Genomic DNA, 14,031 nt, shown 5'->3' with positions numbered 1-14,031 from the left:
CAGGCCATACGGGGATGACGGAAGAAGCCCAAGTTGGGAGGTCTGCTGCGCGAGCTACTTCGGGCGCCCTGCGGGCGCGAAGTACAGGGGCGTGTGCTGGGGCGTGTGTGGGGGTAGGGGCGGCGGGTCTTTGCTGGCGGGCTGGGTGGCCTGTGCTGGGTGGTGAGGGTTGGGTGGCGCTTGGGTCTGGTGGTGGGGGCTGGGTGGGGTGTGGGGGGCTGTTCCGTGGTCTTGGGGTGTGGTTCTGGTCTCAGGTTGTGGGCCGGGGAAAGTGCTGGTCACAGGGGGCGGTGGACCCTCCGGTTTTCGCCCGGGAGCGCGCTCTACTACGGTGATCGTCTACGCGGTTGAAAAGCCAGCCGCAAGCCACCTGGGTGGCCGGTGTTCCGGTCGCCAGGTCAGCGTCACAGCTGTGGGCTTGCGGGGCTGGCACCGCATGTCCCTCGCACGCGCTGACCACGAGTTTCGACGTGCGAGAGGAGCCCGACCGTGGTCGGGGACGACGGACTGGACAACACGCTCGCCGCGCGGATCGCCAGCCTGGAAGCGGAAGTGGCGGGGCTGCGCCGGGCGGTGCAGACCCGCACCGTGATCGGACAGGCCACGGGCCTGATCGCGGCCGTCCAGGGGTGCACGCCCCAGGAGGGCTTCCGACTGCTGGTCAGCATGTCGCAACACCACAACGTCAAGCTGCACACCATCGCCGTGCAGCTGATCGACCTGGCCGCCGAGCTCGGTGCGCGGCGGGCGGTGCGGGCGGTGCACCGCACGGCGTTGCCCAACGGGCAGCCCGAGCACCGGGAGTGGCCGGGGGTGGAGGAGGTGGTGCAGGCGGCGCGGAGTCTCGTCGCCGCCTACGACGCCGCCCACGGCGCGGAGGCGGACCTGCCGGAGGTGCGAAGACACCTGGCCGACCAGGTCAGCCTGGCCGGCCGGCTGCTCGCGGAGAAGCTGGCCGAGGTCGGCTGGCTCCCGGAACACCGCACGCCTCAACCGGACAACTGAACCACCGCGAACGACTCGGCGGGCAGGTGCGCCACCTGCCCGACGACCTTCGCCTCCGCGGAGGCCAGCAGCACCTCACCCGGTGCGGGCAGCTCGACCTCCGCGTCGCCGCCCAGGTTGCACAGCACGCGCAGCGACCCCCGGTGCAGGACCAGCGCGTCGCCGACGACGTCGACCCGGAACCGGTCCAGCCGGGGGTCCGCCAGTTCCGGCCGGGACCGCCGCAGCGCGATCAATGACCGGTACAGCTCGAAGACCTCCCGGTGCGACCGTTCGGCCAGCTCCTCCCACCGCAGGGTGGACCGCTCGACGGTGGCCGGGTCCATCGGGTCGGGCACCTCGGACTCGCCCCACCCGTGCCGCGCGAACTCCCGCCGCCGGCCCGTCCGCACCGCCTCGGCCAGTTCCGGGTCGGGGAAGGACGCGAAGAACTGCCACGGCGTGCCCGCCGCCCACTCCTCCCCCATGAACAGCATCGGCGTGTACGGGGAGCAGAACACGATCGCCGCCCCCACCGCGAGCCGCCCGGGTGACACCGACGCCGAGAGCCGGTCGCCGACGGCCCGGTTGCCGATCTGGTCGTGGTTCTGGAGGTAGGCCAGGAACCGGTAGCCGGGCAGTCGCTTGTCCACCGGCCGCCCGTGGTGGCGGTGGCGGAATGACGACCACGTGCCGGCGTGCAGGAAGACGTCCTGGAGCGTGCGCGCGAGCTGTCCCTCGAAGTCGGGGTAGTAGCCGAACGTCTCGCCGCTGAGCGCCACGTGCAGGGCGTGGTGGACGTCGTCGGACCATTGCGCGTCCAGGCCGTACCCGCCGGCCTCGCGGGCGGTGACCAGGCGGGCGTCGTTCAAGTCCGACTCGGCGATCAACGTCAGCGGGCGGCCCAAGCCCGCAGAGAGCGCGTCCACCTCCGAAGCCATCTGCTCCAGCACGTGCACGGCGCTGCGGTCCACCAAGGCGTGCACGGCGTCCAGGCGAAGGCCGTCCACGTGGTAGTCGCGCAGCCAGCTCACGGCGTTGTCGACCACGTACCGGCGCACCTCGTCGGAGTCCGCGCCGTCGAGGTTCAGCCCGGGGCCCCAGTCGTTGCTGCCGGCGAAGTACGGCCCGAACCGGTCGAGGTAGGCGCCGGACGGCCCGAGGTGGTTGTAGACCACGTCCAGCAGCACGGCCAGGCCCCGCGCGTGGCAGGCGTCGACGAAACGCTTGAACCCGTCCGGCCCGCCGTACGGCTCGTGCACCGCGCCCCACAGGACCCCGTCGTAGCCCCAACCGGCCGTGCCGTCGAACGCGTTGACCGGCAGCACCTCGACGTGCGTGATCCCCAGGTCCACCAAGTGGTCGAGCTTCTCCACGGCCGCGTCGAACGTGCCGCCGGGGGTGAACGTGCCGATGTGCAGCTCGTAGATTACCGCACCCTGCAACGGCCGCCCGGTCCACCCGGCGTCGGTCCACTCGAAGTCGGAGTGGTCGTAGACGCGGGACGCCTCGTGGACGCCGTGGGGCTGCCACCGCGACCGGGGGTCGGGCAGCGCCTTGCCGTCCAGGACGAACGCGTAGTCCGTGCCCTCGGCGTCGGAGTGCCACCACCCCCCGTCCCCGCGCCGCATCTCGTGGTCCTGGCCGTCCACCCGCACCTGGACGCGCTCGTGATGAGGCGCCCACACCGAGAACGTCACGAATCTCCTCGCACCAGCAGTGCCACGGGGTAGGTGTCCAACAGGTCGGTCAGCCGTTCCGGCGCGGGCCGGTCGGTCAGCACGTCGGTCCAGTCGCCGGGCGGCAGCGGCAGCACGGTGTCGCGCCACCCGCCTCCCGCCGCCAATCCCACCGGCAGGCGCGTGGCCACCGCAACCAGGTCGGTGCGCTCGAACGCCACAACGTGCGCTGCGGCCGGTCCCGACGCGCGCAGCGGCCGGTAGCCGTGGAACAGCTCCGGCCGGTCCCGGCGCAGGGTCAGCGCCTTGTGCACGACCAGGAGCTTGGCCGCGCCCGAGTCGTCCACGGCGGGCAGCCAGCCGTCGCGGATGCGGTCGAGCAGGCGACGGCGGACGTCGTAGTCCACCGGTCGCCGGTTGTCCGGGTCGACCAGGGACAGGTCCCACAGCTCGGTGCCCTGGTACACGTCGGGCACGCCGGGCGCGGTGAGCTGCACGAGCTTCTGCCCCAGCGCGTTGGACCAGCCGGGCACGACCACGCGGTCGACGAACCCCGCCACCTCCCCGGCCACCGGACCTTCCAGGACCTCGGCCGGCCAGGCCGCGACGGCCGCCTCGAAGGCCTCGTCGTGGTCGATCCACGTGGTGCGGACCTTGGACTCCTTGGCCGCCTTGTCCAGGTAGGCGGCCATGCGGTCGGCGGTGATCGGCCACGCGCCCACCAGCGACTGCCAGGCCAGCATGTTCAGGGCGGGCTCGTCGATCGGGTGGGCGGCGGTCCAGCGGCGGACGGCCTCGGCGAACTCGTCGGGGATCTCGGCCAGCACCGCCAGCCGCGCCCGCACGTCCTCGCTCCGCTTGGTGTCGTGGGTGGACAGCGCGGTCATCGCCTCGGGCATGCCGGCTTCACGGGCCGCCGCCCGGCGGTGGAACTCCTCGACGGGCACGCCGAACCGGTCGGGCGCGCCACCGACCTCGTTGAGGGCGACGAACCGGGCGTAGCGGTAGAACGCGGTGTCCTCGGTGCCCTTGGCCACGACCATGCCGGAGGTCTGCTGGATGCGGGTGGCCAGCTCGCCGTGCGGATCGGCGCGGACCTGCCGGTCCAGGGCCCGCACGGCGGGGCACGTCGAGGCGGCGACCGCCGCGTCCCACGCGTCGCGGCCCTCGGGCAGGTAGGACCGGTACACCGGGAACGCGGTCATCACCTGCGCCACGGCCTCCTGCGCCAGCGCCCGGTCCGGGTGGTCCACCAGCGCGGCGATCCGGCGGACCTCGGCCTTGAGGATGCCGCGCGCCACCAGGTCCCGGCACTCGTGCTCGACGGCCGCGAAGTCGGTCGGGACCCCGAACTCCTCCGCCAGCGCGGTGAACGCGGGCTCGCCAGCCGGGTCCACGAACATCCCGCACACCTCGCGCAGCGCGTCGTACCCGGTGGTGCCCTCGACCGGCCAGGACACCGGCAGCGACTCGTCCACGCCGAGGATCTTCTCCACGACGACCCAGCAGCCGGCACGTTCCTTGAGCCGCCGCATGTACGCGCCGGGGTCGGCCAGGCCGTCCGGGTGGTCCACGCGCAGCCCGGTGACCTCGCCCGCGGCCACCCAGCGCAGCACCTCGCCGTGCGTGGCCTCGAAGACCTCCGGGTCCTCCACCCGCACGGCCGCCAGCGTGGTGATGTCGAAGAACCGCCGGTAGTTCAGCTCGGCGTTGCCGCGCCGCCAGAACACCAGCCGGTAGTGCTCGTGCTCCTCTTCCTCCTCCGGGGAGCCCGCGAAGGGCAGCAGGAGCTTGTCGCCCTCCCAGTCGAAGTAGTCCGCGTACCGCGAGGATCTGCCGTGCGCCAGGACGTCGGACCACCACGGGTTCTCCGGCCCGGTGGCCATGTGGTTCGGCACGATGTCCACCACCAGCCCGAGCCCGGCCCGGCGCAGCGCCTTGCTCAACGCCTGCCGCCCGGCCTCGCCGCCGAACTCCTCGCGCGCCTTCGTCGGGTCCACCACGTCGTAGCCGTGCGTCGACCCCGGCACCGCCTCCAGCAGCGGCGACGCGTACAGCGCGCCCGCGCCGAGCGCGTCGAGGTAGTCGACGACGGCTTCGGCGTCGGCGAAGGTGAAATCGGGGGTGAACTGGATGCGGTAGGTGGAAGCCGGGGCCTGCCGGTCCCGGTCGGGGGCGGTCATTCGACGCCCGTCCGCTGGAGGACCAGCAGGGACCGCGCGGGCACGGTCACCGTGCCGCCGGCGGGCACCGGCTCGCCCGTGTCGGGTTCGCGCACCACCCCGGCGGCCGTGTCGACCACCACCGTCCACTGCGGACCGTAGCTGTCGTCCGGGAGGGTGGCCTCGATGTCCTCGTGATGGGCGTTGAACGCCAGCAGGAACGAGTCGTCCAACACCCGCATGCCGCGCGGGTCCAGGTCCGGGATGCCCTCGCCGTTGAGGAAGACCACGACGCACCGGCCGAAGTCGTCCTCCCAGTTCTGCTCGGTCATCTCTTCACCCGACGGGGTGAACCACGCGATGTCGCGCAGCTCGTCGCCCTTGCGGATGGGCTTGCCCTGGAAGAACCGCCGCCGGCGCAGCACCGGGTGGGCGCGGCGGAAGGCGGTGAGCGCGGAGGTGAACTCCACCAGGTCCTTGTTCTTCTCCACCAGGGTCCAGTCGACCCAGCTCAGCTCGTTGTCCTGGCAGTAGGCGTTGTTGTTGCCCTGCTGGGTGCGGCCCAGCTCGTCTCCGCCCAGGATCATCGGGACGCCCTGCGACAGCAGCAGCGTGGCCAGCAGGTTGCGCCGCTGCCGGGCGCGCAGCTCCAGCACCTCGGGGTCGTCGGTCGGTCCCTCGACGCCGCAGTTCCACGACCGGTTGTCGTCGGCGCCGTCGCGGCCCTCCTCGCCGTTGGCCTCGTTGTGCTTGCGGTTGTAGGAGACCAGGTCCGTGAGGGTGAACCCGTCGTGCGCGGTGACGAAGTTGACCGACGCGTACGGGCGGCGGCCGTCGTCCTGGTAGAGGTCCGACGAGCCGGTGATGCGCGAGGCGAACTCGCCCAGCGTGGCCGGCTCGCCGCGCCAGAAGTCGCGGACGGTGTCGCGGTACTTGCCGTTCCACTCCGTCCACAACGGCGGGAAGTTGCCGACCTGGTAGCCGCCGGGTCCGACGTCCCACGGCTCGGCGATCAGCTTGACCTGGCTGACCACCGGGTCCTGCTGGACCAGGTCGAAGAACGTGGACAGCCGGTCCACGTCGTAGAACTCGCGGGCCAGGGTGGCGGCGAGGTCGAAGCGGAACCCGTCCACGCGCATCTCGGTCACCCAGTAGCGCAGCGAGTCCATGATCAGCTGGAGGGTGTGCGGGCTGCGGACGTTGAGCGAGTTCCCGGTGCCGGTGTAGTCCATGTAGTACTTCGGCTCGTCGTCGACCAGCCGGTAGTACGCCTGGTTGTCGATGCCCCGCATGGACATGGTCGGCCCGAGGTGGTTGCCCTCGGCGGTGTGGTTGTAGACGACGTCGAGGATGACCTCGATGCCTGCCTCGTGCAGGGCGCGGACCATGCCCTTGAACTCCTGCACCTGGTTGGCCTGCTCGGGTAGCGCCGCGTAACCGGCGTGCGGCGCGAAGAACCCGATCGTGTTGTAGCCCCAGTAGTTGCGCAGGCCCTTCTCGGACAGGCCGTGGTCGGTGATGAACTGGTGCACCGGCATCAGCTCGACCGCCGTCACGCCCAGCGACTTCAGGTGCTCGATCACCACGGGGTGCGCCAGGCCCGCGTACGTGCCGCGCAGCCGTTCGGGCACCTCGGGGTGCATCATCGTCAGGCCGCGCACGTGGGTCTCGTAGATGACCGACTCGTTGTACGGCGTCTTCGGCGGCCGGTCGTTGGCCCAGTCGAAGAACGGGTTCACCACCACCGACAGCGGCACGTGGCCGGCGGAGTCCTGGTCGTTGCGGGCGTCGGGCTTGCCGAACGGGTAGCCGAACAGCGACTCGTGCCAGTCGACGTCGCCGGTGATCGCCTTCGCGTACGGGTCGATGAGCAGCTTGTTGGGGTTGCACCGCAGACCCTGCGCCGGGTCGTACGGGCCGTGCACGCGGTAGCCGTAGCGCTGGCCGGGGCCCACGCCCAGCAGGTAGCCGTGGTGGACGAAACCGTCCACCTCCGGCAGCCGGACGCGCTCCTCGGCGCCGTCGTCGTCGAACAGGCACAGCTCGACGTACTCCGCGACCTCGGAGAACAGGGTGAAGTTGGTGCCGACGCCGTCGTAGGCCGCGCCGAGCGGGTAGGGCGTTCCGGGCCAGGGTCGCACAGGTGCTCCTCCGGGACGAACGGGTCAACCCCTACCGTTCTAGATCATGCCCTGCCGGTGTGCGACCGGACGAGCTGCCCGCGGGCCGCGACCAGCAGGAGTCTCGCCTCCTGCAACTCGGCGTAGCGCAGGTGCTCGCAGGCGGCTTCGGCGCAGGCCACCGCCCGGCCGAGGGCTTCGTCGGGCCGGGCGCCGTCCACGGTCCGCAGCGCTTCGCGCAGGGACTGCTCGGCGGCGTGCGCCCCGGCCAGGGGATCGGTGAGGTTCGAGGGCCGGACGGCCGCGAGGACGCGTTCGACGGCGAGTTCGAGGACGTCGGCGGGAGCCGGGGCGATCATCTGTTCGGGCACCAGCCCGGTGCGGGACACCAGCTCGGTGTTCACGGGAGAATGCCACCTCCAACCGTTGCGCGGGTGACGGCTTGACGATACTCCGCGGTCGCGGAACCTGCGGTGACGAGCGTGTTTCCGGTCATCGACGGAGCACCCCCGCGATCCGGCGCACACGCGCGTCGGTGAACAACTCGACCACCCGGACCGGCAGGGGGATCCGCCAGTTCGGGTACTGGTCGACGGTGCCCGGGAGGTTCGGCTGACGGGTCTCGCCGAGCGCGTCCTGGGGCGATGTGAGCAGCAGCAGGGACGGTGCCTTCGCTAGGAGGGAGTGGAGCGCGGTAACCAGGTCATCGGCAGGGACACCTTCGGCCTTGAGCAGTTCTTCCAGTTGCGCGCGTTCGGTGGCGGCAGACCGGTATTCCCGCTCGACGTCCCCCGCAAACTGCCCCAGTTCGGCTCGCACCCGAACGTGTTCGGCTCGGAGGAAACCGGCGACCGTGGGCAGGTCGTGGGTGGAGATGCTCGCCATCGCCGACGTGGTCCAGGTGTGCGGCGGCTTGAGCGGGTGGCCGGGCTGCTTGTAGTCGCGCTGGAACCACAGGACAGCGGAGCTGAGCATGCCGTGGGCGTGGAGCTGCTCGGTCACCTTGGGCTCGACCGTGCCCAGGTCCTCCCCCACGACGACGGCGTTCGCCCGGTGCGCTTCGAGCGTGAGGACGGCGAGCATGGCTTCGGCGTCGTAACGCACGTAGGTGCCGCGCTTGGGCGGTTCGCCCGGCGGGATCCACCAGAGGCGCCACAACCCGGCGACGTGATCGATCCGGATGCCGTCGGCGTGCTTGAGCACACTGCGCAGGACGGCGCGGAACGGCGCGTAACCCTGCTCGGCGAGCCGGTCCGGCCGCCACGGCGGGAGGTTCCAGTCCTGACCGAGCTGGCTGAACGCGTCCGGCGGCGCCCCGACCCGGACGTCGGGCGCGAAGGCGTCCCGGACGGCCCACGTGTCCGCGCCGCCGGGGTGCACGCCTACCGGGAGGTCGTGGACGATGCCGACGGGCATGGTTTTGGCGGCCTCGCGGGCTTGGCCCAGTTGGGCTTCGCAGAGGTGCTGGAGCCAGGCGTGGAAGGCGACCCGGTCGGGGTCGGCTTGGGCTGTGGCGGGGTCGCGGTCCTGCTCGGGCCAGGTCCGCCAGTCCGGCCCGTGCTTCTCGGCCAACGCGCAGAACCGCGCGAAGTCGCGCAGCTCGGGATCGGTGGTGTTCGAGGGCCGGCCTCCGGCCCCCGTCTCCATTGTCCCACCGGGGTACGACAATCCGGCCGAAGCGCCCCTGGGGCTCATTGTCCCACTCCGGTACGACAGTCCGGCCGAAGCGTCCCCGGGGCTCATTGTCCCAGTCGGGTACGACAGTCCGGCCGAAGCGCCCCCGGGGCTCATTGTCCCAGGCTGGGCCGACAAGCGGGCTTCCCAGAGCAGTTCCAGGGCGGCCTTCTTCGCCGTCCACACCGCGTCGTAGTCGATCAGGTCGGTGTCGTTGTCCGGGCGCAGCGCGTCGACGCGGCGTCGGGTGTCGTCGTCGGCCTGTCGGTAGGCGTCCGTGTCGGCGATGCGCAGGTACAGCGGGTTGGCGAAGCGGCGGCTGGAGGGCGAGTACGGCGACCGTTCCACCGGGACGGTCGGGCTGACCGCCTGCACCGGGTTGACCAGCAGCACGCCCGCGCCCAGGTCCTCGGCGCTGCGGCGGGCGAGGGTGGCGAGGTCGGCGAAGTCGCCCATGCCCCACGAGTCGTCCGAGCGCATCGCGTACAGCTGGAGCATCCAGCCCCACGCCTTCGGCACGGGCGGCAGCGCACGCGGCGCGACGATGACCGTCCGGTCACCCAGGCGGTGGTAACCCAGAGGTGGGACCGCCGGGAGGGTGAGGGTGCCGCCGTCCTCCAGCGCGAGTGTGCCGGGCTCGTCGAGCCGGTCGCCGGCGCGCAGGACGAGCGTCCTGGGTTCGGGGCGGGGCGCGGTCAGCGCGGCGCGGACCGCCTCGGGCGTGGACGCGTCCACCCCGAGCTGGGCGAGCACCGCCACCACGACGTCGGGGTCGACGTCGGCCCGCTTCTGGTCCGCGTCCTCGTACCACGTCGCCACGCCGTGCGCGTCGGCCAGTGCCGCCAGCTGGTCGTCCACGTGGGACAGCTTCGTCTCAACCGGTGCGCGCCGGCCAGGCGGGGTGGGTCTGGTCACCCGATGGTTGCAGACGGTTCACCGGGGTTCACGCGTGCGGTCGACTCCCGGACGACCAGGTGCACCGACGGCGGCTTGGCGTCGTCGGCCTCGCCTCGCAGCCCGGCGAGCAGCTGCCCGACGGCGTGCTCGCCGCGTTCCCGCCACGCGCCCTCGACCGCGGTGATGCCGACCGCGCTGACCAGGTCGGGTCCGTCCAGGCTGACGATCGACACGTCGCCGGGCACGTCCCGCCCGTCGCGGCGCAGCCGCAGGAACACCCCCAGCGCCACCTGGCCGCTCCCGCACACCACGGCGGTCGGCAGGCGGTCGCCGTCCAGCAGCACGTCCACGACCTGCTCGCCGCCCGCGACCGTGGACGACGACCACAGCGTCCACTCCGGACGCACGCTCAACCCCTCGGCCACGAGCAATTCGTCATACGACTCGTCCACGTCCTCGGGCAGCACCAGCGCGACGTCCCGGTGCCCCAGCTCCAGCACGTGCCCGGCGGCCAGCCGCAGCGCCTCGCGCAGATCGTCATCACGCACCGCGACCAGCGGCAGGTCCAGCGACCCGATCGCGTCGACTTCGTCCTCCGTCAGCGTGACCGACAACGCCAGCACGCCGTCCACCCGACGCCCCAGCGGCGGCAGTTCCTCGAAGAACTTCTCCCGCGCCGCCGCGTCGCGCAGCACGTAGAGCAGGACGTCGTACCCGGCGGCCCGCAACGCGCCTTCCGCCCCGGCCAGCAGGTCGCCGCGCCCGACGTCGGCGGTCAACACGGCGACCGCGTACTTCCGCCCGCCCGCGAGGCTGGAGGCGTCCCGAGCGATCGCGTACCGCATCCGCTTGGCCACCTCGGTGACGTAGCGGCGGGTCGCCTCGGACACCCCCGGCTCGCCCCGCAACGCCCGCGACACCGTCGCCGCGGACACCCCGGCGGCCCGCGCGACGTCGGACATGCTGGTCAACTCACACCTCCCGGCCTGGCTACGAGCCTAGCGAGAACCGTACGGTGGGCTGCGGGCGAACACCGTGCGACACGTGATCGACACCCTGCGGGAGGACCAAGGCATGAAACCCGGCGACACCGCGCCCGACTTCACCCTGCCCGACCAGGACGGCACCCCGACGACCCTGAGCGACCTGCTCACCTCGGGCCCGGTCGTGCTGTTCTTCTACCCGGCCGCGATGACCGCGGGCTGCACCGCGGAGAGCTGCCACTTCCGCGACCTGGCGGCGGAGTTCACCGAGGTGGGCGCCCAGCGCGTGGGCATCAGCCGCGACAGCGTGGCCAAGCAGAAGCAATTCGCCGACCGCCACACCTTCGACTACCCACTGCTGTCGGACGAGAGCGGCGAGGTGGCCGAACAATTCGCCGTGAAGCGCCGCTTCGGCCCCCTCCCGGTCAAACGCCACACCTTCGTCATCGACACCGACCGCACGGTGCTGGACGTCATCAAGTCCGAATTCGCCATGAACACCCACGCCGACAAGGCCCTGGCCACCCTCCGCGCCCACGTGAAGGACTGAGGTCAGGGGCTCAGGCCGGCCAGGACGAAGTCGGCGATCTCGGTGGCCAGGCGTTCCGGTGACTTCGGGCCGTCCGGGCGGTACCAGGTTGGCAGTTGGTTCACCACGCCCAGTGCGATGAGCACTGCGGTGTCGGCCGGGACGCGGTTGGAGAAGGTGCCGTCCGCCTGGGCCTTTTCCACCACCGCGCGGAAGGTCTCGTGGTAGCGGCGGCGTTCGGCGCGGAAGGATGCCATGCGGTCGGCGCCCAGTTTGTGCATCTCGCGGACGAACACAGCGGTCTCGTCGACGCTCTCCGCTGTCGTCTCCACCAGGCTCACGACGATGCGCCGCACGGTCGTCGTGGCGTCCTCGCCTGCCGCGATGATCCGGTCCAGGTCGGCCATCTGGCGTTCGATCAGCGCCCGGTAGATCTCGTAGAGCAGGTCGTCCTTGGACCCGAAGTAGTGGTAGAGCGCGCCCTTGGTCACCGAGGCCGCCTCGACCACCTCCTGCACGGTGGTCGCGTCGAACCCCTTCGCGGCGAACAGGCGGACCGCCGCGTCGACGATCCGCTCGGGCGTCGTCCTGCGCGTCACCTCAGGCTCCCGGCGCCAGGGCGCGTACGAGCTCCAGCTGGTCCTCACCGGTGGGCAGCACGGCGATGATCGGCGTGTCCACGCCGTTGGCCGCGTACTTCGCGACCCGCGCCCGGCAGTGCTCGACGCTGCCGTGGACGACCAGGTCGTCGACCACCTCGTCGGGGATCACCTCGGCCGCCTTGCGCCGGTCGCCGGCCTGCCACGCCTCGTGCATGGGTCGCAGCAGCTCGCCGCGCCCGAGCCAGTCGTGGAAGGCCGCGTAGGCAGGGACGGTCAGGTAGGTGCTGATGAGCATCCGGCCCAGGCCGCGCGCGGCCTCGGTGTTCTCGGTCGGGCACACGAAGATGCGTGCCGCCAGTTCCTTGTCGCCGAGTTCGGCGCGCACCTTGGGCACGTCGTCCGCGCCGAGCCAGTTGGTGATGGCGCCGTCGGCCTCGCGGCCGGCGAGGCGCAGCATGTTCGGGCGCAGGGCGGCGAGCATGATCGGCACCCGCTGCTCCGGGACGCGCTCCAGCCGGAACCCGCGTACGGCGAACGTGTCGTACTGCTCGGTGACCTTCTCGCCCGCGAGCGCCGCCTTGAGGAAGCGCAGGGTGTCCCGCGTGCGCTTGAACGGCTCGGTGAAGTCGGCCGCGTTCCACCGCTGCACGATCGCCGGCGACGACGACCCGATGCCGAGCACGAACCGGTGGCCCGACACCTCGGCCAGGGTCGCCGCCGTCATGGCGAGCGTCGCGGGTCCCCGCGTGTACACGGGGGCGATCGCCGTGCCCAGCCGCAGGTCCGACCACTGCGCGGCCAGGGCGAGCGGGGTGAACGCGTCGGTGCCCGCGGTCTCGGCCGACCAGATGTCGGTGTAGCCGAGGTCGCCGAGTTCGGCCACGAGCTCCCGGTGGTCGAGCACGGGAACGCCGACCAGCGGCAGCGTGATTCCCCAACGGCCCACGATCGCCTCCGTCTCCATCGAGTGACGGGGCCCACCGTACCTCAGGTACCGACCAGTCGGTATGTCCTCAGGGGGTTCTCAGAGGGAGATACCGCGCTCGCGCAGCCAGCCGACGGGGTCGATCTTCTGCGAGCCGTTCAGCCACACCTCGAAGTGCAGGTGCGGGCCGGTGGACTGGCCGCGGTTGCCCATCGTCGCGATCTGCTGGCCGGCGGCGACCTGCTGGCCCTCGCTGACCAGGATCTCGTTGACGTGGCCGTAGATGGTGACCGTGCCGTCGCCGTGCTGGACCCGGACCCACAGGCCGAAGCCGCTGGCCGGACCGGCCTCGATGACCACGCCGTCCATCGCGGACAGGATGGGCGTGCCGATGGAGTTGGCGATGTCGACGCCGTAGTGGGTGGTGCCCCAACGGGCGCCGAAGCCGGAGGTGAACGAGCCTTCGGCGGGCTTGGCGACCTTGGGCCGGCGAGCGGCCTCCTCGGCGGCCTTCTGGGCGGCGACGCGAGCCGCCTCGGCCGCGGCGGCCTCCTGCTGGCGCTTCAACTCGGCCTGGCGGGCTGCATAGCCGGTGGAGGCGTGCTGGATGGCCTGAGCCACGTGCTGGCGGGCCATCAGACCCTCGGAGCGCATGAGCTTGGCGGTCTCGAGACCGGGCTGGATCTCGTGCCGCGTCTCGATGACCGGCGCCTCGGGAGCACCGGACACCGCAATCGCGGCGGCGAGGTCCGTGCTCGCGGCCAGCGGCGTGATCGTCCCGCCACCGCCCGCGGCACCGACACTGGCCAGGGCGCCGAGCGCCACGACGGCCGCGACCTTGCCGGTCGCCAACTTTCTGTCATCCTCCGCGCGGTGCGCACCACGCTTGCCGGTGGCGCTCGGGCGCGTGCTGAACACGCTGCGACCACGGGCCTTGGTATGCCGTGCCAAAGGTATGCCTTCCTTGCATCGGGGAGCCCGGTCGGGACGACTGGCGGGGGATCCAGTCGGCGAGGCTTTCGGGGAGCGACGCCGTGTCCCTTTGGTGACCGAACCGTGACATGCGGCGGGGAACGTAACCCGTGGTGATGAGCGAAGGCAACCCATCGGCCCGCGACTAGCGCTATTTGGTGAGATAACCCACTGATCGTCACTGTGGGTGATGAAGTACTCGAGTGTTCCGCATTGGGCCGTTATAAATGCCTGGTCAGCGGGGTGGGGCCGGCGTAACCGAGTGGCGCTCAGGGCACCGGTTGGGCAAGTTGCGGAGTCGAGTCAAGACCGGGCGAGCATGACGATGTTTGCGCAGGTCAGCTGCGGTATGCATGCGGGATTTGAGGGCAGTGCGGGACTGTATCGAGCAAGTTGTGTTTCGTTTGGCGTGACGTCGGGTACCGGAGCCCGCGCGGGAGGCGCGGGAGGCGCGGGAGGCGCGGGAGGCGCGGGAGGCGCGGCAGGCCCGGCAGGCGCGGCAGG

At 71.5% G+C, this 14,031-nt stretch carries 11 protein-coding genes; 2 read left to right on the top strand and 9 right to left on the bottom strand.

The genetic code is table 11. The features are described 5' to 3' along the window. The first annotated feature begins 489 nt into the window (after positions 1-489). Entirely contained in the window at positions 490-1,005 is a 516-nt protein-coding gene (locus tag WBN91_RS27990) for an ANTAR domain-containing protein (protein ID WP_121228143.1), read from the top strand. Here the strand turns inward: WBN91_RS27990 and treZ are convergent. From treZ to WBN91_RS27960, 6 genes are all read right to left on the bottom strand, one after another. Further along, on the bottom strand, positions 990-2,684 hold the full coding sequence (gene treZ, locus WBN91_RS27985; protein WP_337726468.1) for a malto-oligosyltrehalose trehalohydrolase: 1,695 nt from the start codon (positions 2,682-2,684) through the stop codon (positions 990-992). The two genes, WBN91_RS27990 and treZ, sit on opposite strands and share 16 nt — an antisense overlap. Further along, entirely contained in the window at positions 2,681-4,846 is a 2,166-nt protein-coding gene (gene treY, locus WBN91_RS27980) for a malto-oligosyltrehalose synthase (RefSeq protein ID WP_337726469.1), read from the bottom strand. The genes treZ and treY overlap by 4 nt, the downstream gene beginning before the upstream one ends. Further along, positions 4,843-6,966 (bottom strand): glycogen debranching protein GlgX, encoded by a 2,124-nt coding sequence (gene glgX / locus WBN91_RS27975; RefSeq protein WP_337726470.1) that lies wholly within the window; start codon positions 6,964-6,966, stop codon positions 4,843-4,845. The genes treY and glgX overlap by 4 nt, the downstream gene beginning before the upstream one ends. A 44-nt stretch (positions 6,967-7,010) precedes the next feature. After that, entirely contained in the window at positions 7,011-7,349 is a 339-nt protein-coding gene (locus WBN91_RS27970) for a hypothetical protein (protein ID WP_337726471.1), read from the bottom strand. 88 nt (positions 7,350-7,437) lie between these two features. Further along, positions 7,438-9,477 carry a 4-alpha-glucanotransferase gene (gene malQ / locus WBN91_RS27965; RefSeq protein ID WP_337726472.1) on the bottom strand — a complete coding sequence of 680 codons (2,040 nt, stop codon included), beginning with the start codon at positions 9,475-9,477 and terminating at the stop codon, positions 7,438-7,440. Positions 9,478-9,530: 53 nt separating this feature from the next. Next, positions 9,531-10,478, bottom strand: a complete 948-nt coding sequence (locus tag WBN91_RS27960) for a LacI family DNA-binding transcriptional regulator (protein WP_337726473.1) — start codon at positions 10,476-10,478, stop codon at positions 9,531-9,533. A gap of 112 nt (positions 10,479-10,590) precedes the next feature. On the opposite strand from WBN91_RS27960, the gene WBN91_RS27955 reads away from it, so the two are divergent. Further along, the gene (locus WBN91_RS27955; RefSeq protein ID WP_337726505.1) at positions 10,591-11,049 is read left to right on the top strand and encodes a peroxiredoxin; all 459 of its coding nucleotides are present in this window, start codon (positions 10,591-10,593) and stop codon (positions 11,047-11,049) included. Between the two features lie 2 nt (positions 11,050-11,051). On the opposite strand, the gene WBN91_RS27950 is transcribed toward WBN91_RS27955, so the two are convergent. The 3 genes from WBN91_RS27950 to WBN91_RS27940 form a co-directional block, all read right to left on the bottom strand. Next, the gene (locus WBN91_RS27950; RefSeq protein WP_337726474.1) at positions 11,052-11,627 is read right to left on the bottom strand and encodes a TetR/AcrR family transcriptional regulator; all 576 of its coding nucleotides are present in this window, start codon (positions 11,625-11,627) and stop codon (positions 11,052-11,054) included. Between the two features lies 1 nt (position 11,628). Continuing rightward, a complete protein-coding gene (locus WBN91_RS27945) occupies positions 11,629-12,576 on the bottom strand; it encodes an LLM class F420-dependent oxidoreductase (RefSeq protein WP_337726475.1) in 948 nt (315 codons plus the stop codon). Positions 12,577-12,654: 78 nt separating this feature from the next. Continuing rightward, positions 12,655-13,407: a M23 family metallopeptidase gene (locus WBN91_RS27940; RefSeq protein ID WP_337726476.1), complete on the bottom strand. Its 753-nt coding sequence runs from the start codon at positions 13,405-13,407 to the stop codon at positions 12,655-12,657. Positions 13,408-14,031 lie beyond the last annotated feature (624 nt).

The sequence above is a fragment of the Saccharothrix sp. CCNWYY140 genome (assembly GCF_037401995.1).
Taxonomy (GTDB): domain Bacteria; phylum Actinomycetota; class Actinomycetes; order Mycobacteriales; family Pseudonocardiaceae; genus Actinosynnema.
The sequence above is the reverse complement of the archived record's forward strand: the minus strand, read 5'-3'. Positions and strand labels throughout refer to the sequence as shown.

Excerpts from the sequence above, each read along its gene's own strand:
- WBN91_RS27960 (WP_337726473.1), bottom strand. The coding sequence starts at position 10,478 with ATGTCCGACGTCGCGCGGGCCGCCGGGGTGTCCGCGGCGACGGTGTCG.
- treY (WP_337726469.1), bottom strand. The coding sequence starts at position 4,846 with ATGACCGCCCCCGACCGGGACCGGCAGGCCCCGGCTTCCACCTACCGC.
- WBN91_RS27955 (WP_337726505.1), top strand. The coding sequence starts at position 10,591 with ATGAAACCCGGCGACACCGCGCCCGACTTCACCCTGCCCGACCAGGAC.